The 16,532-nt window shown below is 62.2% G+C and carries 30 protein-coding genes; 12 read left to right on the top strand and 18 right to left on the bottom strand.

The window, feature by feature from the left end; all coding sequences use genetic code 11:
• Positions 1–6 precede the first annotated feature (6 nt).
• Genes N5C91_RS23695 through N5C91_RS23615 form a run of 17 tightly spaced genes read right to left on the bottom strand, consistent with a single transcriptional unit; the run spans position 7 to position 9,754 of the window.
• Positions 7–375 (bottom strand): Mor transcription activator family protein, encoded by a 369-nt coding sequence (locus tag N5C91_RS23695; protein WP_065085139.1) that lies wholly within the window; start codon positions 373–375, stop codon positions 7–9.
• On the bottom strand, positions 372–920 hold the full coding sequence (locus tag N5C91_RS23690) for a hypothetical protein (RefSeq protein ID WP_279832433.1): 549 nt from the start codon (positions 918–920) through the stop codon (positions 372–374). Before N5C91_RS23690 ends, N5C91_RS23695 begins: the two co-directional genes overlap by 4 nt.
• Positions 920–1,486: a regulatory protein GemA gene (locus N5C91_RS23685; RefSeq protein WP_279832431.1), complete on the bottom strand. Its 567-nt coding sequence runs from the start codon at positions 1,484–1,486 to the stop codon at positions 920–922. The genes N5C91_RS23690 and N5C91_RS23685 overlap by 1 nt, the downstream gene beginning before the upstream one ends.
• On the bottom strand, positions 1,486–1,698 hold the full coding sequence (locus tag N5C91_RS23680; protein WP_279832429.1) for a hypothetical protein: 213 nt from the start codon (positions 1,696–1,698) through the stop codon (positions 1,486–1,488). Before N5C91_RS23680 ends, N5C91_RS23685 begins: the two co-directional genes overlap by 1 nt.
• Entirely contained in the window at positions 1,682–2,401 is a 720-nt protein-coding gene (locus N5C91_RS23675) for an HNH endonuclease signature motif containing protein (protein WP_279832428.1), read from the bottom strand. Before N5C91_RS23675 ends, N5C91_RS23680 begins: the two co-directional genes overlap by 17 nt.
• A 2-nt stretch (positions 2,402–2,403) precedes the next feature.
• Positions 2,404–2,793, bottom strand: coding sequence for a DUF2528 family protein (locus N5C91_RS23670; protein ID WP_279832426.1), 390 nt, complete (start codon positions 2,791–2,793; stop codon positions 2,404–2,406).
• Position 2,794: 1 nt separating this feature from the next.
• A complete protein-coding gene (locus tag N5C91_RS23665) occupies positions 2,795–3,427 on the bottom strand; it encodes a DUF3164 family protein (RefSeq protein ID WP_279832424.1) in 633 nt (210 codons plus the stop codon).
• Complete coding sequence (locus N5C91_RS23660) at positions 3,420–3,923, bottom strand: hypothetical protein (RefSeq protein ID WP_279832423.1); 504 nt, start codon at positions 3,921–3,923, stop codon at positions 3,420–3,422. The genes N5C91_RS23665 and N5C91_RS23660 overlap by 8 nt, the downstream gene beginning before the upstream one ends.
• Positions 3,920–4,213, bottom strand: coding sequence for a hypothetical protein (locus tag N5C91_RS23655; protein ID WP_279832421.1), 294 nt, complete (start codon positions 4,211–4,213; stop codon positions 3,920–3,922). The genes N5C91_RS23660 and N5C91_RS23655 overlap by 4 nt, the downstream gene beginning before the upstream one ends.
• Entirely contained in the window at positions 4,213–4,500 is a 288-nt protein-coding gene (locus N5C91_RS23650; RefSeq protein WP_279832420.1) for a hypothetical protein, read from the bottom strand. Before N5C91_RS23650 ends, N5C91_RS23655 begins: the two co-directional genes overlap by 1 nt.
• A complete protein-coding gene (locus tag N5C91_RS23645) occupies positions 4,497–4,820 on the bottom strand; it encodes a hypothetical protein (RefSeq protein WP_279832417.1) in 324 nt (107 codons plus the stop codon). The genes N5C91_RS23650 and N5C91_RS23645 overlap by 4 nt, the downstream gene beginning before the upstream one ends.
• A 1-nt stretch (position 4,821) precedes the next feature.
• Positions 4,822–5,997 (bottom strand): AAA family ATPase, encoded by a 1,176-nt coding sequence (locus N5C91_RS23640; RefSeq protein WP_279832415.1) that lies wholly within the window; start codon positions 5,995–5,997, stop codon positions 4,822–4,824.
• Positions 5,997–7,763 (bottom strand): DDE-type integrase/transposase/recombinase, encoded by a 1,767-nt coding sequence (locus N5C91_RS23635; protein ID WP_279832414.1) that lies wholly within the window; start codon positions 7,761–7,763, stop codon positions 5,997–5,999. The genes N5C91_RS23640 and N5C91_RS23635 overlap by 1 nt, the downstream gene beginning before the upstream one ends.
• Before the next feature lie 3 nt (positions 7,764–7,766).
• Positions 7,767–8,690, bottom strand: coding sequence for a hypothetical protein (locus N5C91_RS23630; RefSeq protein WP_279832412.1), 924 nt, complete (start codon positions 8,688–8,690; stop codon positions 7,767–7,769).
• Positions 8,691–8,743: 53 nt separating this feature from the next.
• The gene (locus N5C91_RS23625; protein ID WP_279832411.1) at positions 8,744–9,052 is read right to left on the bottom strand and encodes a helix-turn-helix domain-containing protein; all 309 of its coding nucleotides are present in this window, start codon (positions 9,050–9,052) and stop codon (positions 8,744–8,746) included.
• Positions 9,049–9,273: a hypothetical protein gene (locus tag N5C91_RS23620; RefSeq protein ID WP_279832409.1), complete on the bottom strand. Its 225-nt coding sequence runs from the start codon at positions 9,271–9,273 to the stop codon at positions 9,049–9,051. The genes N5C91_RS23625 and N5C91_RS23620 overlap by 4 nt, the downstream gene beginning before the upstream one ends.
• Complete coding sequence (locus tag N5C91_RS23615) at positions 9,266–9,754, bottom strand: hypothetical protein (protein WP_279832407.1); 489 nt, start codon at positions 9,752–9,754, stop codon at positions 9,266–9,268. Before N5C91_RS23615 ends, N5C91_RS23620 begins: the two co-directional genes overlap by 8 nt.
• A 123-nt stretch (positions 9,755–9,877) precedes the next feature.
• Here N5C91_RS23615 and N5C91_RS23610 point away from each other — a divergent pair, with 123 nt between their 5' ends.
• Together N5C91_RS23610 and N5C91_RS23605 are read left to right on the top strand one after the other, a co-directional pair.
• Positions 9,878–10,147 carry a hypothetical protein gene (locus tag N5C91_RS23610; RefSeq protein WP_279832405.1) on the top strand — a complete coding sequence of 90 codons (270 nt, stop codon included), beginning with the start codon at positions 9,878–9,880 and terminating at the stop codon, positions 10,145–10,147.
• Positions 10,140–10,409, top strand: a complete 270-nt coding sequence (locus N5C91_RS23605; protein WP_279832403.1) for a hypothetical protein — start codon at positions 10,140–10,142, stop codon at positions 10,407–10,409. The genes N5C91_RS23610 and N5C91_RS23605 overlap by 8 nt, the downstream gene beginning before the upstream one ends.
• Positions 10,410–10,558: 149 nt before the next feature.
• On the opposite strand, the gene N5C91_RS23600 is transcribed toward N5C91_RS23605, so the two are convergent.
• Positions 10,559–10,768 carry a DNA-binding protein gene (locus tag N5C91_RS23600; RefSeq protein ID WP_279832402.1) on the bottom strand — a complete coding sequence of 70 codons (210 nt, stop codon included), beginning with the start codon at positions 10,766–10,768 and terminating at the stop codon, positions 10,559–10,561.
• Between the two features lie 119 nt (positions 10,769–10,887).
• Between N5C91_RS23600 and N5C91_RS23595 the strand changes: the two genes are divergently transcribed.
• The 10 genes from N5C91_RS23595 (at position 10,888) to N5C91_RS23550 (ending at position 16,531) form a co-directional block, all read left to right on the top strand.
• Complete coding sequence (locus tag N5C91_RS23595) at positions 10,888–11,298, top strand: hypothetical protein (protein WP_279832401.1); 411 nt, start codon at positions 10,888–10,890, stop codon at positions 11,296–11,298.
• A gap of 21 nt (positions 11,299–11,319) precedes the next feature.
• Positions 11,320–12,069, top strand: coding sequence for a hypothetical protein (locus N5C91_RS23590; protein ID WP_279832400.1), 750 nt, complete (start codon positions 11,320–11,322; stop codon positions 12,067–12,069).
• A gap of 602 nt (positions 12,070–12,671) precedes the next feature.
• A complete protein-coding gene (locus tag N5C91_RS23585) occupies positions 12,672–13,247 on the top strand; it encodes a hypothetical protein (protein ID WP_279832399.1) in 576 nt (191 codons plus the stop codon).
• A gap of 145 nt (positions 13,248–13,392) precedes the next feature.
• Positions 13,393–13,695: a putative holin gene (locus tag N5C91_RS23580; RefSeq protein WP_279832398.1), complete on the top strand. Its 303-nt coding sequence runs from the start codon at positions 13,393–13,395 to the stop codon at positions 13,693–13,695.
• Between the two features lie 2 nt (positions 13,696–13,697).
• Positions 13,698–14,327, top strand: a complete 630-nt coding sequence (locus N5C91_RS23575; protein ID WP_279832397.1) for a transglycosylase SLT domain-containing protein — start codon at positions 13,698–13,700, stop codon at positions 14,325–14,327.
• The gene (locus N5C91_RS23570; RefSeq protein WP_279832396.1) at positions 14,324–14,560 is read left to right on the top strand and encodes a hypothetical protein; all 237 of its coding nucleotides are present in this window, start codon (positions 14,324–14,326) and stop codon (positions 14,558–14,560) included. Before N5C91_RS23575 ends, N5C91_RS23570 begins: the two co-directional genes overlap by 4 nt.
• A 186-nt stretch (positions 14,561–14,746) precedes the next feature.
• Positions 14,747–15,364 (top strand): lysis protein, encoded by a 618-nt coding sequence (locus tag N5C91_RS23565; RefSeq protein WP_279832394.1) that lies wholly within the window; start codon positions 14,747–14,749, stop codon positions 15,362–15,364.
• On the top strand, positions 15,364–15,684 hold the full coding sequence (locus N5C91_RS23560) for a DUF2730 family protein (RefSeq protein ID WP_279832393.1): 321 nt from the start codon (positions 15,364–15,366) through the stop codon (positions 15,682–15,684). The genes N5C91_RS23565 and N5C91_RS23560 overlap by 1 nt, the downstream gene beginning before the upstream one ends.
• Positions 15,681–15,980: an ArsR family transcriptional regulator gene (locus N5C91_RS23555; RefSeq protein ID WP_279832392.1), complete on the top strand. Its 300-nt coding sequence runs from the start codon at positions 15,681–15,683 to the stop codon at positions 15,978–15,980. Before N5C91_RS23560 ends, N5C91_RS23555 begins: the two co-directional genes overlap by 4 nt.
• Before the next feature lie 2 nt (positions 15,981–15,982).
• Positions 15,983–16,531: a phage protein Gp27 family protein gene (locus N5C91_RS23550; protein WP_279832390.1), complete on the top strand. Its 549-nt coding sequence runs from the start codon at positions 15,983–15,985 to the stop codon at positions 16,529–16,531.
• Position 16,532 lies beyond the last annotated feature (1 nt).

Here is a 16,532-nt window from a genome sequence, read left to right as displayed (position 1 = left end):
CGGCCGTCAGGCCAGGCCGTCGCCGAGGTCCAGTTTACCCTGGTCGCGGTCGAACTTCCGGTCCTGGGTCCGCTTCAGCAGCTTATATATAGAGCTGGGCGTCAGATTGTACTTCCGGGCAAGCGCGTGGTGGTTGCGGCCGTTGAACTCGCCCAAGATCTGCAAGTCGCGTTTCGTGAGACGGTGGTGATAGTCGGAGGGGATGTAGAGCGTTGCTCCCCGCCACTGGTTCGCCAGATGATCGGCCACCGCGCTGCCAGCCTGCTCGGCCAAGGCAGCGTCGATCCCATGCTCTGACAGCACCGTTGCCGTGTGCGCCGCGATGTCGTCCAGCAGCTCGTGGCGAGTCTCAGCCAGAATGGAACCCTGTTTCATGTTTCCCCCTTCAGCGCTTCGATTTGGCGCTCTCCATCCTCTTTAGAAATCAGGCCGAGCAGCATGTCAGAGCGGATTCGTCCGACCTGGTCCTGGTAGATCCCTTGCGGGGTAAGGCCACCGCTTCGTGCCTTCCGCGGCAGCTCCGCCTGAACCTGGGCGGGATCGCTGGCCAGGCCCCAAACCACCGCGCGGAGATAGTTGTGGTTCTCCAGCGGCAGCTGGAGTCGCTCGCGCTGCACCAGCATCTGCTCGATTCCCGCCACCCACAGTCGCGGCGGGGCCGGCTTGAACTCCGCCGTGCGTGCGTCCCTTTGAACCTGTCCTGCATCAACCAGTTGGACCAGGTCTGCCACCAGGCGGATCGCTTTGGTGGTGCGCAGCCCGCGGCTACGCGGGCTGAACAAGCGGAGGTAGCCCAGCACGGCACGCCCCAGTTTCGGGTCCATGCCGGCGAACTGAGCGGCCAGCTGCTTCCCGTCTGCATCAGCGAAGCCCGCCTCGAACGGGAACTGCTCGCCGCAGCATGGGCACTGCAGCTCCATCAGCTGTTCCCCTTCGCTTCAACGGCGGCATTCAGGGCATCCACCAGAGCCTTGAGGATTGGACGTTGCCGCTGCCAGTCCTTCGGCAGCTGATCCAATCCGGCGGCCTGTTCTGGATGCTCGATGCCGAGGCTTTGGCAGAGTCGATCCACTTCAGCCCGCAGATGTCGCTTCTCTTGCTCGACGTGCAGCGCGGCCAGGACTGCTTTGACCTGGTCAGGCTTTTTGAGCCAGGCCACCTTCTCCACCTTGAACATCTGCTTGGCGATCTTGTCCGCGTAGCTCCAGGGGAGCCGCATTTCGGTCAGCTGGGCTTCGATGACCTCGATCTCGGCCGGGAGCTTGCTGAAGTTATGCGGCTTGCCGGCGGCGCGCTTGCTGGGCTGAGGCTTCCAGCCCAGGCGCTTGAACTCCTCCAGGAGCTTTTCTGCCTGGCGCGGGCTCAGGTCCTTCGAGGAGGCCTTGCCGAACATGCCCTGGAGCTTCTGGCGATAGACGTCCTCGGCCAGGCCGAGCTGCTGTCGCGCGATATGGATCTTACTGAGCAGTGCTTTTGCCAGAGCCATTACTTGGGTTCCTCGCCAATTTGGAGGAACTTGCTGCCGTTTGAGTTGAGCAGCTCCATGGCCTTCACCTCGACCTTGGCCGACTCGATGATGACCGAGCCCACCTGGGCGATTGCCTTGGCGCGCTCGATATCCAGCGGCTTCTCTTCATCCAGCAGCCCTTCGAGGGTGGCGAAGAGATGGTTACGCAGATCTTCAACTTTGTTTTTCATGCTCGATCTCCCGAATGGTGCGTTTGAGCTTGCCGACCACGCGAATCGCGTCTTTCAGCTCTGGCGGGTAGCGATGAATGGTGTTGCGCCGCATGCGCTCGGCGCGGGTGATCAGTTCGAGGTTGTCCAGGACGATGTTCTGCTTGTCGCCATCCTTGAAGCAGAGGATCTGGCCGTCTGGGATGGGGCCGTTGTGTTCCTCCCACAGCATGACGTGGACCTGCTTCCAGTCATGGCGGCCACCAAAGTCGGTAACCTTCCGCCAGAGATAGCCATCCCGGACCTGCTCTGTTCCCACAGGCACCCAGGTGTGCGGCCTATTCCCTTTCCGGAACTGGGTTTCCTTCATCCGACCAGTCGAAGGGAGCCCCTTCTGCCCTTTGTTCCAGGGCGTCATTCCAGGTTGAAACTGCGTTGCACGACCATTCTCTGCACGCTGCTGGCCGCATTTCCGTAGGCAATCGGCCATGAACGCTGCGGATTTGTGTAGTCCGAGTGCAGCAGCCTTGGCATAGACACGCTCGATCGGGCGACCAAGATCCAGCGCAATCTGGCTGGTTTCCTCATCGGCATACCGCCTACGGAGTTCGGCTTCTTCGTCGGAAGTCCAGGCCTGTCTATTAAGGCGGGCCTGTGACTGTCGTTGGCGCCGACGGGCTCGCTCAAGAGCCTCCTGAGCGAGCTGGTTGAGGGCGATGGCCATCGCTACGCGTCCTGGAACTCAAGATCGAGGTCGACCTGGACGTCAGCGCTGACCAGGCGAATGCCGCACCAACCGAACGGATCGCCGTCCTCAGTGCCGCCCCAGCCTTCCTGGTCGTGCAGATCCTGCTGGGTCCAGATCTTCGACTGCTCACCGTCGCGCACTGACGCGCCACCGCGCTCTAGGAACGCGTATACCAGGCGCTCTGCAGCAAGTTTGATGACGGCATGCACGACGTCGCCGTCGGCTTCATCGAGGCGATCGTCGTGACCGCTCCAGAACTCGTTGATGAGGGTGGCCCGCTCGGTGGTGAGCTGGTCCAGATTGACCTCCAAGGTGATGTCCCAGTCCTTCCAGCCATCCTTCAGGGTGAAACGCTTCAGGTTCGCCATGTCACACCCCCGCCAGGTCAAGGTTGATCGCTTCGTAGTGGTCGGAGTCGCCCACTCGCTCATACAGGCGGATATAGCTGCGGCTGCCGTTAACCTGGATCGCATCGCCGATCGCCTTCATGGCGCGCTTCCAGCGAGGGTCATCGATGTTGTGCCGGCGCAGGCCGAGGATGCGGGAAGTCCGCAGTTTTCCGGAGCGGTCCGCTAGGAAGGCGTCATTGATGAGCACTTTGGCGCCTGGGTGGGCATTTTCCGTCCATTCCCTCGCGCACTCGTCGAGCAACGCCTTTGCCGCCTGCAGATGCTCGTTGAACTCGATCAGGTCCTGGATCGTGCGCAACAGCTTGTAGCGACCGTCGAAGCTGGTCAGGGTCAGGTTGCCCTTCTGGCCGCGAAACTTGACGCCATACTGCTCAGCGCTGATCTGTTCCAAGGCCTCGATCTCGCCGAAGGTTTCGTGCTTGAACGCGGCCAGCTGCTCGCTGAGCAACTTCGCCTTCTCAACGGCAACCAGGACGACCTTGTCACGCAGTAGGTCGCTGGGCTTGATGGCCGCCTCAGGCACCAGACGGTTGAGGGCGTCTTTGCGGTAGCCGGCGGGAATTTCGGTGGCGGTGGCTTGGTTCTCAGTCATGGCTCAGCTCCAGAAGTTCACGTTCGATGGCGCGGTCGATCACACCGATCGCCGCCATGGTGAGCGCGCTGGCTTTAACCAGGTTCTTGCGCGCGTCGAGGCTGGGCTTCCACCAACTAGGCTCCCAAGGCCAGAGCGAGGGCACGATCTGGCTGATCTCCGGCAGGCGGTCAGGGTCCTGCAGCTGGCAGAAGGCTTCTTCCGCATAACAGGCGGCGGCGATCGCCAGCTCGCCCTTGTGGTGCTCGTCGTCGTGCTCCAGGGAGAAACCTTCGACGTGGATCTGGCGCTGGCGCTCGGCGAGCACGTCGGCGACGGCGGGCGAGCACTGCTCGGCCTGGCCGATCAGAGCGAGGGTGTCGACGATCTTGGTGCTGAGCGCCTGGCCGGGGCCGCTAGAAGCCCGGCCCACATAGGGCTGGGCCTGGCGCAGCAGATCGACCAGGATGACAGACGTTTCCGGTCCCAAATGCCGGCATTCGAGTTGTCGATTCATGGTGCCAACTCCAGTTGCAAGGCATAGGCGGCCCGAACCTGCTGGAGGTTGATCAGCGGTTCATCGGGGATGTGCAGCAGGTGGGTCAGCTGGTGCAGCAGGCCCTCGTCACAGAGAAGCAAGTCCGCCGGCACCTCTTTCAGCCAGGCGATCATGCACGCCAGGTGCAGCACCTCCGGCAGTGCAGCCAGGAACTCCTCGTCCGGCAGCGAACACAGACGCACGTGCGCCTCGCGCAGCTCGGCGTAACTCAGCCTGTAGCTATGGCCGTTGACTTGATAGGCGATCATCAGTGCATCCGCCTTGCTGCAGCCTTGGCAGCTCGCTGTTCCTGGACGTATTCGGCCATCAACTTCAGCTCGGCATGGAGCTTCGAGTAGTTCTCGGCGATGAAGAGGTCGAGGAGCTTGAGTAGCAGGCGATCGATTTGCCGCCGGCTCCGCTTCAGTTCGTAGATCTGCTGATCCTTCTGGAAGACCTGAAGCAGCGCCTCGTCCAGAAGCGTGCGAACCTCTTGCTCGCTGAGGTACTCCGTCTTGATGAGAGTGATCGGGACCTGCACGGTTGCCTGGTTCATTGGTCCTGCTCCTTCACCGGCGTCAGCCAGGCCACGTCGACGCCGCGGATGGTGACTACGTTGTGGGTGTACTTGCCGACGGTGCGGTAACGCATGCCTCGGATCTCCGACAGGAAGTTGCTCTTGACCAGGTCGGAGTCTTCGGTGCGGATGAAGATGCGGTTGTCGGGCTGCACCAGGGCCACGATCTCAATGTCAGCGGCGTGGAGCGCGCGGGTCATGGCGTTGAATGCGGCCAGTTCCTTGGCGAAAGCATCAGTGAGGTGGACCATGGCCGGAGGCTGCACCGGCGGGAGCTGGATTTGATGGATGGTTCCCATGTCACACCACCTCCCGAACTACGTCCGCGGTCACGCGCTCCTCACCGATCTGCACGGCAAGGTTCATGGCGGCCTTGGTGAGGTTGGCGATGGCCAGCGGATAGAGCTGGCTCGTCTTGTCCTTGCCGCTGGTGCTCAGGCGTTCGATCAGGGCCTGCACGGCGCCGGCCTCCATAACATCGCCGAGGCTCTTGTCCACGCGGCTCAGGCGGTGGGTCAGATGCGCTTCCACCAGGTTCACCGGGAGCGGCTGCAGGCGGGTGATTTCGATGCGCTGAGTGACCTCGCGCACTTCGGCGTTGCGCGGCGACAGCTTCACCGCCAGCTCGGGCTGGCCGATCAGGATGATGGAGAGCAGCTTGGTGAAGCCGTCCTCCAGTTCGCGGTACCGCTTCAGGTGCTTCAGCAGCGGGATCGAGAGGCTGTGGGCTTCTTCGATGATCAGCAGGTGGCGCTGGCCTGCAGAGTTGCTGGCCTTCAGTGCGTTTTCGACCTGGTCGAACCGGTCCTGCGGGCTGGACTTGGGCTTCTCCAGCGGCGCGATCGCCTTCATGATCGCCTCGGCGATGTGCAGGGACTTCATGGTCTTGCCCTTCACGTCGTTGTCTTCCGAGCCCAGGACATGCGGCTTGATGACGATGATGGTCGACCCTTCGCGCGCCAGGCGCAGTTCCAGGTCCTTGCGCAGGCCTGACTTCCCGGAGCCAGATTCACCGATCACGGCGAGGAAGCCATCGTTCTTGGCGACCTGGTACATCGACTCACGGACGTAGAGCATGTCCTTGGTGACGTACATGTCGTCGGCCGAGCGCAGCTCGTCGAAGGGGTCGATGAACAGTCCGAATGCTTGCTTGGTTGCTGGCAGCAGGGGCTGTTTCGGCATTAGCATGGGTTGGCACTCCTCGTTTTCCTGATCGTTTTCGGGGGCTGCAGGGGCCTCGGCGTTGGCGCGCCGGGGCTCCATCTCTTCTTCCAGCGCGGCGATGTCGCCATCGTTCGCGCCGTTCTCGTAAAGGAAGTCCGCGATACGCCCGAACAGGCGCGTCTTGTCGATGGACTTCGGCCATTGGCCGTGGTTGATGATTTGCGCGATGGTCGCCGGGGAAACTTCCACGGCGCGGGCCAGGTCGCGTTGAGCCTTCTTGACGGTGCTGAGTACTTCCTTCAGGTGCTGCATCAGTGAGTCCCTCCCACGATGCGCAGGCCGGGACGGACCGGTGCCTGCAGCTGCTGGACGATGGCGTCAAGTTCGCTGTCCAGGACGCCACTCGGGTAGTTGGACTTGAGCCAGGACAGCGACTCAGCGGTCCAGTCAGCGCCCATGCGCGCACGTAGGGCCTTGGCGGCCGCAGCGTGGCTCATGCGCTTGATCTCAACGGTGGCCACCGTCACGGTGGTCTCCACCTCGGTGCCGCGCTTCGGCAGGTAGGCCGGCAGCGAGGTATCGGTCAGGTGCTTATGCGGATCGATCGCGCCGGCGAACGGCACGGCCTTGGCCTTCCTGGCCTTCTCGGCGTCTTCCTGGGTGTCAGTGCCGGTAGCGATCTGCTCGAGCACCTTGCGTGCGACCTGGGCCGGGGTTTCGGCGTGGCGCTTGTACTCCTCGCCGAGCATGGCCGAGGTGTCGCGGAAGCCGAACTGGTCGACCCCGATGCGCTCGACCACAAACAGCACCTGGTGGCCGTTGTCGTCGTGGCGGATGACCTGGGCGCTCTCCGCATCGCGCCAGGGGTTGCGGGTCATCAGCACCTTCTCGCCGACCATCACGCCCGGAACGCTGCTGACGTCGTACTCCGCGCTGTTGAAGGACACCTGCAGCAGCGGGCTGACAACGCGGCTCTGCGGCGCGCTGGTGGCCATCTCCCGGCAGATCTCGGCGGGCGGCGCGATGCGCAGCTGCTGCGGGGTGATCAGCATCCAGACGCCATACCGGGTGCGGCGATGGCGGGTGTGGATCTCGGTCGCGTTGTAGGCGCGCATCCACTCGCCCACGCGGGCGTTGATGTGCTCCAGGGACTCGGCCTTCTCCAGCTTCAGGCCCGACTCGAACTCCTTCTCGACGATGTTGTGGGCCTGCTCGACCTGACCCTTGGCGCGGGCATTGCCGACTTCGTTGATGATCAGCTCGATGCCCAGGGCCTGGCACAGGTTGCGGAACATCGCCGACTTCATGGCCGCGCCGGGGTCGGTCATCAGCATGAAGGGCACGCCGTGGAACGGGTCCTGCTCGCCGCGCTTCTGCATGGCGCAGATCAGGACGTGGCAGATGTTCTCGGCCGATTCGGAGCCCAGCACGTACTGCACGTAGATGGTGCCGCTGGTGTGGTCGGTGATGACGTAGCGCCAGAGGCGCTTGCGCTCGATCTTCTTCAGGTTTTCCGGCTTGCCGTCGTAGTACTCGGCATGGCTCATGGTCTTGGCGCCGTCGTCGTCCAGGTAGAACTGGGTGGAGATCGAGGCGTCGATCTGCCAGACGTGGTTCGGGTGCTTGCTCGCCAAGCTGATGGCCGGTGCCGGCGCCAGGAGCTGCGACGGGTGCAGGTTGTTCTGGTAGAGAGCGCGGGTGATCGCGCTCTCCGACATCGGGCGCAGCTCGCCGGTCGGCTTGTGGACCGACTCCGCGCGGATCAGGCCGTTGCTGCGCAGGCGGGCCACGGCCAGCTTGATCGACGACAGCTGCTTATTGTTGGCGCGGATGCTCTCCACCAGGAGCGCGGAGATCAGCTGCAGCTCGTACAGCGGAATGGCCGTCGAACCCGCGTCGGAGCGACGTTTGCGGGGCTTGTCCTTCATGGTCAAGGACTCCAGTTTGCGGTACAGGGTGGCCATGGACATGCCCAGGCGCGCGGCGGCAGCCTTATAGATAGCGGTGCGGCCACCGGCGCCTGACGCCAGCGCCTGCTGGTGTGCGGCCAGGATCTCCTGGGCATGGATGGGGTTCATGGGTTAGCCCTCGGCCAAGTTGTCGAGGCCCATCAGCGACTGCCAGGTCGGCAGTTCGTCGGGGTGCAGCTCCGGGAGGCGGAACTCGCTGCGCATAGCCATCAGGGTCACCTCCAGGTTGCGCACCAGGGAGGCCTGGAAGGCACGGTGATCCTGGCCAGTGCGCCCGCCCAGCTCGGCCAGGTCGGTGAAGGCCTGACGCAAGGTGCCCTGCAGGAGCCCCTCGACCTTGTAGGCCTCGACGACGACCTCCTGGCGCAGTTGGACCGCTTCCTCTTCAGGCTGCAGGACAATGACCTTGGGCTTCTTCGCCAGGGCGGTTTCCAGGCTGGTGATCCTGGCGCTCTTGTCGGCCAGCACGCGGTCCTTTGCCTCCACCGATTCGCGGGTGTCGCGCAGGGCCTTGCGCAGCTCCTTCACGCTCATCGTGGAGATGTCGTCGAGGGTCAGCTCGCCGGTCTGTCCGGTCAGCTCCAGTTCCTCCAGCTGTTCATCATCCAGGACCAGCATCTCGAACAGCTTGGTCTGGCTGTCGATGGCCGCGAGCAGCGGTTGGCCCTTGCCGTTGGCGAACTTCGCTGCCGCTGCCATAAATTTCTGAGCAACGCGAGTCTCAAGGCCAAGGGACTCAAGGCGTGGGATGAACTGGCCGTGACCACATGCGGCCTTGAGCACCTGCAGACCACGCCCTACCTCCAGACATGCCTCGACGCTGCGGCGCATGTTGGCGGCGATGTCACGCTGGATTAGGTCGGGGTCGGTGCAATCAGCCGGCAACTGATAGCCCAGCTGGATGGCGATCGCGCGGACAGTCGCCTCTTGTTCGTTGGTCAGTCGCGCGACCTGGTGCTGTTGCTCCAGGAGCGCGTGTTGGTCGAGATTGTCCGGCTCAGCCGGTTCGGTGGTGGTGCGGGATTGACGAGCCATTACACGGTCCTCCATGAGGTGAATGTGGCGTTGTTCATCGAGACTCCTCAGGGTCAGGTGCGGGCGCTGATGCGGGCGCCCAGTTCTTGAATGCGGGCAGCGCCGCGGTTGAGTTCGTCTGCCGTGGCCATGGCGTACTGCAGGAAGGCCACGCTCGGGGCGAAGCGGCCGGTGTCTTCGTACCGGGTTGCCCATCCCTCTGCGATCAAGATGTCCATGTAGCGGGTGATGTTGGCTGGGCTCTCGCCCAGTGCCTGGGCCAGCTCGGTATTGGAAAGGCCGCTCAGGGTGTGGCCGCGCAGGGCCTTGAGTACCCGGAGCACACGTCCAGCGCTGCTGGTGGGGCGGTTGGCAGCGCTCATACGGCGCACGCTGCCTGGGCGCGGCGCCACAGGTCCGTCCCTTCCCAGCAGCCGGCGAACCAGGCGTCCGCCTGGGCGGTACCGATGCGATAGGGGCAATCAGCCTTTGGGGTCTCGCCAGCGTGATAACGGAGGCAGTACAGGGCTCCGGCCTTGTATTCGGGGCTGCGCGGATTGCCGACAGCGAAACGCTCGTCATGAATGCGCTGGGCTTCACTCATGGTCTGTGCTCCCAAGGTCAAGTTGCGGGTGGTCGTGCTGCTGGACGTTGCCGTGGTGCCAGGCCAGGGACTCCAAGCCGGCACGGATGGCGTCCAGCGTTTGCTGGGTGTTCTGGCGACCGGCATAGAAGGCCATCAGGGCCCCAGCTGCCTCATGCAGGACCTGCTGGAGTCGCTGCATGTCTTCAGCCGAGCTGGAGCGGCCGGTTGGGATGTCCACCAGCAGCTTGCCGTGGGCGGCCGCCAGGTAGCGTGTGATCAGCGGGTAGCCGCAGGCATGCTCCAAGGGCAGGATCAGGCTAAGTGGCAGGCGGCCATCGGCCTGCCACTTGTAAAGGCTCGAACCGTTGTTCAGCGCCAGGTAATCGAAGGACAGACGGTCCGTGCTGCGATTTCGCTGATCGCGCGCCGCCTCAACGCAGCCACGAATGGATTCCACTGGCGAACGTGGCACCCAGGTTTTCCAGTTACGACGGCTCATCGGATGGCGCTCCCGACGGACCCCTGGCGGGTATCCGAAAAAAATCCCGATCCATCAGTTGGCAGCAGAGGCACCTGTCGGCCAGCATTTCGAGCAAATCTCACTGACACGAGGAGTCACCCGATGGACGCTGATGAAGTTCGCTTGCTGCAGATCGAGGGGCAGATACATGCCCTTGCTCGTGCATGGCTTTATTTGGCTGCAAACGCAGAGATGCAGGGCCTTCTAGATCATGAGGCGCTGGACCGGTCGATGCTGGCGACGAACTGGCAGGGAGCTCCGTTTGAGCCTCATGCACACCGGACAATGCAGCACCTGGTTGATGAGATGGCTGATGCAAGGGCAAGCAGAGAGCGTGTTGCACGCTACCGAGAAACTGGGCTTGATGAGTAAACCCGTGCTCGTTATGCCTGGGCGTTCTCGAAGCGCCGATCAGGCGTCCAGCCGCAATCAACATCAGGCGATCGACCAGAGTTTCGACACCTGGGGTCGCCGGGGTGCGATCAAGCAGGAGCTGAACCTGCACCTGGGAATCCGCGAGGTGCCACGCGATGTCGCAGGCATCGCCAGGAGCACAAGCGATCAGTGCGTCGAGGGCAGCCCGCCAGGCGTCCATTGGGTGCGGGATGAGGTCAATGTGTTCGATGTTCAGTGACATGGCGGAGCCCTCATAGACCTTGGTGGTCAGATAGGTGGTGCCATGGCTGCTCCGTGGTACATTGGCGCACCACTGCGCTAGCCGTTTGCCATCAGCATTACGTTGCTGCAGGCGGTGATTGGTGATTCCAGGCATGGCGGAACAGCTCAAGCAGCTGCGGCCACTTGCTTCAGCCCAAGCGCCACGGCAATGTCATGGGCTTGGCCATAGCGGCCTTTGGAAAAGCCGTTGAGCACCTGGTAAACGGCGTTCGGTGGGAAGTTGTTGTCCAAGGCCCATTGGGTCACGGTGAGGCCCGCATCGCGGAAGTGCTTCTTCACCTGCTCGGCAGTCTTGGGTTTTTGCTGGGTTGCCATGGCGGTGGCTCCTCGGCGAATGTTTGAAGATCGTTAAAGATGTTTGGTGTTTGTAGGGTCGATGATGGTCCCAAAAATGGGACCCGTCAAGCGATAAGGGGACAAATTTGTCCATAGGAATGCGGATCAAAGAGGAACGCGAACGGCTGGGTTTCAACCAGACGCAATTCGCGGAGTTGGTTGACGCCTCGAAGAAAACGCAGATTCGCTGGGAGCAGGAGGGTGGCGCCTATCCTGACGCCGAGGCCCTGGCTGTCTGGGCATCTGCAGGGGCTGATGTGCTCTACGTGCTTACTGGGGTTCGCTCAAATGCGGCGTTAACGACGCATTTGCCTAGTCGTGAAATCGATGTGCAGCGTCTGGCGCGCATCGTGGAAATGCTTGAGGCCTTTGCTGGCAGTGCTGGTAAGCGCTGGCCAAGCGGCCAGCTCCTGGCGGTTGCGGCAGAGGTTTACAACGTCCTGGTGGACGATCCCGCCTTGGATGAGCCCAAGGTAGAAAGGATTTTGAAGTTGGTGGTGAATCGCTGAAGTCGTAGGAAAGGAGTAGTCATGCAGAGCGAGGATGATCGCCTGGCCAAGTTGGCCGAAAAGCTTCACGGAGTCCGTGACAATCTTCCAAGCGCCACGCCCGAAGAGCACAGTGCCGCCCAGCCTGATGTTCGAGTGAAGAACAATAGCGGCAACGTCAACTTCGGTACGCAGTTCAACATCGGTAATACGCTGTCGTCGGAGCCAATTGCGTTCTCGCAACGGAGAAACCTGAACGACCGGGTGAAGGAGATTGCGGAGGGCTACGGTCTAGACCCTCGCGTTATCTGGCGTGAGGTGATCCATACCCGATTCGGTGTTAGCAGCGTGGGAGAGATCTCTAAGGCACAGTTCATAGAGGCGGCCCAGGCTCTCGATGTATACGAGGCGCTGGTCAAGGCTCAGCTGGCGGAGAGCAAAGAACAGAGCCATGTAAAGCGGTTGGTAGCTGAGGCACTGCAGCTTGCACATAGCGCGGACGTCTATCAGGCGATGACCAGGTTCTGCTCGCGAGAGTTCGGAGAGACTGCCCTCAACAACCTGAACCCCGATCAGTTGAAGCAGGTGCTCAAGTTCTTGGACGGCGCCACCGTTGTGAAAGATGAGCCAGTCAAAGAGCCTTTGGTGGAAGCCTCAGCTGCTTCCGCACCCGCACCTGCTGTCACATCGCAGGGAAGTTTTTTCATCGAGGCCAAAGGCTTTTTCCTGCGCTACCCGTTGCAGTGTGGGTCAATTGCCTTTGCATTGATGATTCTGGGAAAGATCGTCTGACACAACCCTCGCCAAGGAGGCACGGCGTATGAATCAGGCAATAAGACGGATGCCGGCATGGGTGCTGGTAGGAGTTCTTGCGGCTGGACTCGCTGGCTGCGCATCAACCACCATCGGCAAGCCATTCCCGGCCAATAACGTGGCTCAGCTGCAGCTTGGTGTCTCGACTACATCGGATGCACGGCGCCTTCTGGGTGCCCCCTACCAAGTGGTAACCAATAGCTCAGGCGAGCAACTGCTCATATGGCAGTACATCAGATCAGATGCTACCAGCGGCTTCGCCTCGGTGGATGTGCAGACCAGTCAGCAAGGTGCGGCGCTCGTCTTTAGTCCTGATGGGCGCCTTCTACGCGCCGAGAAACTGATCAATGCACCCGCGCCTGCGGGGAGACCTGTTGCAGCGGCAGCAGCGACATCTACTGCAAGTCCATCAGTTCAAGAGCAGCTCGACGAGTTGAATAGGCAACAGATTCCATACGACGAGTACCAGCGGCGGTACCGAGAGATTACTGGGCAGTAGCCCCTTTTCCAGAGGACTTAGAATGGCTATATGCCCGTATTCAGTTGTAGAGGCGCGCTGGTGGCAAGTTGGGAATCACAGCGTGCGTCCGCTCTTCGAGGCTCTTTCGGGGATTCACTACGACAATCCCAGCGCTCATTTTTACGACATGTTCAGCGAAAAGAAGTCTCTGGATGCGGTTCTGGATGCTCGGTGTATGGATCAGCAGACAGAAGTGATCTACTTGGCCGCACACGGCGATGCGACGCGGATTGGCGGAGCGCCCGGCCACGACCTTAGCCGAACTGAACTCCGAAATATCATCGAAAGGCGAAATATTACGTTGCAGCTGAAAGGGCTGTACTTGGGCACCTGCCTCACTGGAAACAAAGACATGGGCAAGTTCTTCTTGGAGTACGCGCCGACAAATCTCGAATGGCTTGCGGGTTACGGTGAGTCTGTTGACTGGGTCGATGGTAGTGCAATCGACATGGTTTTTTTCTCCAAGCTGACTGAGGAATACTTGAAGAACGCCAAGAGGAAAAAGGGGAAGAAATCAGCAAGAACTATGGCTCACCTCGCTGCGGGAGAGCTGCTAAAGCTCATTCCCGGCGCTCATGCCAAATATGGATTCAACCTCTTCATGCATGAGAACAGAAAACTCACCAGCATCTTCTGACGGGCCATTACCTGTTGTAGTCCAGCCTCGCATTTTCGCCCCTTCCAAAATACATTCCGCTCTCCCGTGGGGATGATCGTCCTGCCTGCTTCTGCAGGAAGGACCTTCACCCAGGCCAAGGATGGCCGCCCATGCGGAGAGCATCATGCACCGATCCCGCCGTAAGCCTTTCTACCGTCGTGGCCCGCGCCAGACGGTAATGGCCCTCGTCACCCTCTGCCTGTTCCTCGCCCTGGCAGTCATTCGCCCGGAGCAGCTCCAGGTCGTCCTGTACAAGACTGGCCTGGTCACCCTGGCCATCGTGATCAGCTACTGGGCCGATCGTAGCCTCTTCCCGGTCGAAGCCCGCCCGCATGAGTGCATCGGCGGCATGCACATCGTGGGTGCCTGGATTCGTCGTGCGCTCATTGCCGTGGCCGTTGTCCTCGGCATGACGCTGGGGCTTTGACCATGCGTGTCCTGATCATCGGAAGCGCAGTGGCGCTGGCTCTGCTGAGCCTGTCCGGCTTCGCGGCTGACACCATTCCGGTCCAGGCTGAGCAGTACCACCGCACGCTGGTTCGTGCTGCTCACGCCGAGTGGGGCCTGGATGCGCCGGTCGCCACCTTCGCCGCTCAGATCCACCAGGAGAGCCGCTGGCGCGCCGATGCCCGCTCGCCCGTTGGTGCAGAGGGGTTGGCTCAGTTCATGCCGGGCACTGCGGAATGGGTTTCGGGCCTGTACCCCGCGGCCTTGGGTGCCAACCAGCCATACAACCCTGGCTGGGCTCTGCGCGCCCTGGTGACCTATGACCGCTACCTCTACGCCCGTAACCAGGCCATCAGCGAATGCCATCGCTGGGGGTTCGTCTTGGCCGCCTACAACGGTGGCCAGGGGTGGGTAAACCGCGATCGCAGACTGGCCTCGGCATCCGGCGCCGATCAGCTGGCCTGGTTCGATTCCGTCGAGCGCTTCAACGCGGGGCGCTCGACTGCGAACTTCCGCGAGAACCGCAATTACCCCCGACTGATCCTGCTGCGCTACGAACGCCTCTACAGCGAATGGGGCGACGGCGTATGCGCCGAGAGGTACGTGCTATGAGCAAGACTTCGTTCGCCGAGGTGCGCGCGCTGTTCCGCATGCGCGATCCACATCGCTGGTTCTGGTTCCGGGATTGGCTGAAGGGCGCCACCGGACCAATGCTGAAGGACGCCCTGCGTATCGTCGCGCTGGCCATCGCGCTCTATGCCCTGGGGCTTACCTTCGGCAAGGGTTTCGCGACTGGTCTCAGCCAGAGCTTTCAACTGAACGTGCGCCTGCAGGTGTCCGAATGAAGCGCCTGTACCTCGGCTGTCTGATGGCACACGCGTTCTCGTCGTTGGCCCTGGTCGCGGCCAGCGCCAACTTCCTCACCGCAAAGGAGCTGTATTGCTCACCGGTCCCTCGGGAACGGCACGGCAAGTCCGGTGTAGCCAAGGCCAAGCGAAAGTCTCGCCAGTACAAGCGCCGGAGAGCACACCATGGCCGTACTTAGCTGGTTGCGCGCCTTCTGGCCCGTCCTTGCCGTTGGCGCTTTCACGCTAATCCTGATCGTCAACGGCCAGGGCAGATATGACGACGGGTTCGAGAAGGCAAAGGTCGAGGGCGACAAGGCTCTGGCTGATCTACGCGAGCAGTACGCCAACGAACGCGCCCAAGTCGCCCAGGACAATCTGCTGCAGTACACGCAGCAGGTCACCCGCGCGAATCAGGCCGAGGAGCGCCTCCTCGGCGCCCAGGACCAGATCGCATCCCTTCAGCATCAGCTCTCGGAGCGTATTGCCCATGTATCGACTCAGTACCGGCCAGCGCCGGGCGCTGCCCCTGTGCCTGCTCCTCGCTTCGTTGTCACTTGTGGCTGGCTGCGGGACTACAACCTCGCCCTCGGCGCCGATCTGTCCGCCCCAGCCGCCTGCAGAACTGCCTCCACTGCTGAAAAAGCGGCCTGGCCCGCCCCCGGCTCTGACGCCGAGCTACTGGAAAGCGGGGTCAGCGCGGCTGACATCCTGGCCCATGCCCGCGACTACGGCGCCTGGGCCCTCACCAACCTCGTGCAGCTGAACGGGCTACTCGACCTACACAACAAGGAATCTCGCTAATGGATTGGGACTTCGCGCTGCGTGCCGGCCAGTTCGTATTCACCGCTGCCGTAGGCATGTTTTCGGTCTCTGCCGCGCGGCGCTCCAGCTCCAAGGCCGAGGCCACCAAGTTGGAGGAACGGCTCCAGGGCCAGGAAAACCGAATCCTGGTGCTGGAGCAGTGCATTGAACATATGCCCGACAGTCAGCAGTTGGCCGAGTTGGCCGGCGACATGAAAGCCATAAAGGCCGAGCTGGCAGGCCTGGCGAAGTCTTTGGAACCCCTGACCCGCTCGGTGGACCGGGTCAACGACTACCTGCTGAACGGGAGATCTTTATGAGCAAGTACGCGGACTATCTGAGCGAGGACCGCCGTCTGGTGATCCTGCGCATCCTGACCGAAATGCCCGGCTACCGCGCCAATAGCTCGGTCCTGCACACCGTGCTGCAGGAGTGGGGCCACGAGCCTACCCGCGACCAGGTGAAGGGTGAGCTGCGTTGGCTCGAAGAGCAGCGCCTGGTCCAGCTGGATGACGTCGCCGATGGCGCGGTGCTGCTGGCCAAGCTGACCGAGCGCGGCGCCGATGTGGCTGCCGGCCGGGCCCGTGTAGATGGCGTGAAGCGTCCGGGGGCCTGACCATGGGGCGCAAGTCCAGTATCGAAAAGCTCGACCCTGCGGTTCGCTCACATATCGAGCGACGTCTCCGCGAGAACCGGCTCACCCTGGACGAGCTGATCGAGGACCTGGTGGCGAGCTTCCCGAGCGAGCAGAAGCCCAGCCGCTCAGCGATCGGCCGCTACAAGGTCAGCTTCGACGAGATGGCCAAGCGGCTGCGCGAGCAGCAAGCCATGGCGCAGCTCCTGGTCGAAGAGCTGGGTGAGAACCCGGACGACCGGGCCGGCGCCCTCATGGTTCAGTCCATCACCACCCTGACAACCCATGCCGCGATGGGCGCCCAGGTCGACGAGGAAACCACCGTCGACGACGTGCGCAAGCTGGCCAGGGCAGCGAAGGACGTCCTGCAGGCGCGCAAGGTCAGCCGGGAGGAGCGCCGTCAGATCGAGCGCGAGGCCCGCGAGAAGCTGCTCCAGGAACAGGAGCAGCGCCTGGAAGAGCAGCGCGGCAGCGACGGCATGAGCGAGCAGCTCGAAAACCGTATCCGCGGCATCCTGCTGGGGAAAGCCTGAT

Origin of the sequence: Pseudomonas sp. GD03903, assembly GCF_029840045.1 — a bacterium.
In the GTDB taxonomy this organism is placed as follows: Bacteria; Pseudomonadota; Gammaproteobacteria; order Pseudomonadales; family Pseudomonadaceae; genus Pseudomonas; species Pseudomonas pseudonitroreducens.
This window is presented reverse-complemented; position numbering and strand designations above follow the sequence as displayed.

Bases quoted from the DNA above. Each gene is read 5' to 3' on its own strand.
- N5C91_RS23695 (WP_065085139.1), bottom strand. From the start codon at position 375: ATGAAACAGGGTTCCATTCTGGCTGAGACTCGCCACGAGCTGCTGGAC.
- N5C91_RS23690 (WP_279832433.1), bottom strand. From the start codon at position 920: ATGGAGCTGCAGTGCCCATGCTGCGGCGAGCAGTTCCCGTTCGAGGCG.
- N5C91_RS23685 (WP_279832431.1), bottom strand. From the start codon at position 1,486: ATGGCTCTGGCAAAAGCACTGCTCAGTAAGATCCATATCGCGCGACAG.
- N5C91_RS23680 (WP_279832429.1), bottom strand. From the start codon at position 1,698: ATGAAAAACAAAGTTGAAGATCTGCGTAACCATCTCTTCGCCACCCTC.
- N5C91_RS23675 (WP_279832428.1), bottom strand. From the start codon at position 2,401: ATGGCCATCGCCCTCAACCAGCTCGCTCAGGAGGCTCTTGAGCGAGCC.
- N5C91_RS23670 (WP_279832426.1), bottom strand. From the start codon at position 2,793: ATGGCGAACCTGAAGCGTTTCACCCTGAAGGATGGCTGGAAGGACTGG.
- N5C91_RS23665 (WP_279832424.1), bottom strand. From the start codon at position 3,427: ATGACTGAGAACCAAGCCACCGCCACCGAAATTCCCGCCGGCTACCGC.
- N5C91_RS23660 (WP_279832423.1), bottom strand. From the start codon at position 3,923: ATGAATCGACAACTCGAATGCCGGCATTTGGGACCGGAAACGTCTGTC.
- N5C91_RS23655 (WP_279832421.1), bottom strand. From the start codon at position 4,213: ATGATCGCCTATCAAGTCAACGGCCATAGCTACAGGCTGAGTTACGCC.
- N5C91_RS23650 (WP_279832420.1), bottom strand. From the start codon at position 4,500: ATGAACCAGGCAACCGTGCAGGTCCCGATCACTCTCATCAAGACGGAG.
- N5C91_RS23645 (WP_279832417.1), bottom strand. From the start codon at position 4,820: ATGGGAACCATCCATCAAATCCAGCTCCCGCCGGTGCAGCCTCCGGCC.
- N5C91_RS23640 (WP_279832415.1), bottom strand. From the start codon at position 5,997: ATGCAGCACCTGAAGGAAGTACTCAGCACCGTCAAGAAGGCTCAACGC.
- N5C91_RS23635 (WP_279832414.1), bottom strand. From the start codon at position 7,763: ATGAACCCCATCCATGCCCAGGAGATCCTGGCCGCACACCAGCAGGCG.
- N5C91_RS23630 (WP_279832412.1), bottom strand. From the start codon at position 8,690: ATGGCTCGTCAATCCCGCACCACCACCGAACCGGCTGAGCCGGACAAT.
- N5C91_RS23625 (WP_279832411.1), bottom strand. From the start codon at position 9,052: ATGAGCGCTGCCAACCGCCCCACCAGCAGCGCTGGACGTGTGCTCCGG.
- N5C91_RS23620 (WP_279832409.1), bottom strand. From the start codon at position 9,273: ATGAGTGAAGCCCAGCGCATTCATGACGAGCGTTTCGCTGTCGGCAAT.
- N5C91_RS23615 (WP_279832407.1), bottom strand. From the start codon at position 9,754: ATGAGCCGTCGTAACTGGAAAACCTGGGTGCCACGTTCGCCAGTGGAA.
- N5C91_RS23610 (WP_279832405.1), top strand. From the start codon at position 9,878: ATGGACGCTGATGAAGTTCGCTTGCTGCAGATCGAGGGGCAGATACAT.
- N5C91_RS23605 (WP_279832403.1), top strand. From the start codon at position 10,140: ATGAGTAAACCCGTGCTCGTTATGCCTGGGCGTTCTCGAAGCGCCGAT.
- N5C91_RS23600 (WP_279832402.1), bottom strand. From the start codon at position 10,768: ATGGCAACCCAGCAAAAACCCAAGACTGCCGAGCAGGTGAAGAAGCAC.
- N5C91_RS23595 (WP_279832401.1), top strand. From the start codon at position 10,888: ATGCGGATCAAAGAGGAACGCGAACGGCTGGGTTTCAACCAGACGCAA.
- N5C91_RS23590 (WP_279832400.1), top strand. From the start codon at position 11,320: ATGCAGAGCGAGGATGATCGCCTGGCCAAGTTGGCCGAAAAGCTTCAC.
- N5C91_RS23580 (WP_279832398.1), top strand. From the start codon at position 13,393: ATGCACCGATCCCGCCGTAAGCCTTTCTACCGTCGTGGCCCGCGCCAG.
- N5C91_RS23575 (WP_279832397.1), top strand. From the start codon at position 13,698: ATGCGTGTCCTGATCATCGGAAGCGCAGTGGCGCTGGCTCTGCTGAGC.
- N5C91_RS23570 (WP_279832396.1), top strand. From the start codon at position 14,324: ATGAGCAAGACTTCGTTCGCCGAGGTGCGCGCGCTGTTCCGCATGCGC.
- N5C91_RS23565 (WP_279832394.1), top strand. From the start codon at position 14,747: ATGGCCGTACTTAGCTGGTTGCGCGCCTTCTGGCCCGTCCTTGCCGTT.
- N5C91_RS23560 (WP_279832393.1), top strand. From the start codon at position 15,364: ATGGATTGGGACTTCGCGCTGCGTGCCGGCCAGTTCGTATTCACCGCT.
- N5C91_RS23555 (WP_279832392.1), top strand. From the start codon at position 15,681: ATGAGCAAGTACGCGGACTATCTGAGCGAGGACCGCCGTCTGGTGATC.
- N5C91_RS23550 (WP_279832390.1), top strand. From the start codon at position 15,983: ATGGGGCGCAAGTCCAGTATCGAAAAGCTCGACCCTGCGGTTCGCTCA.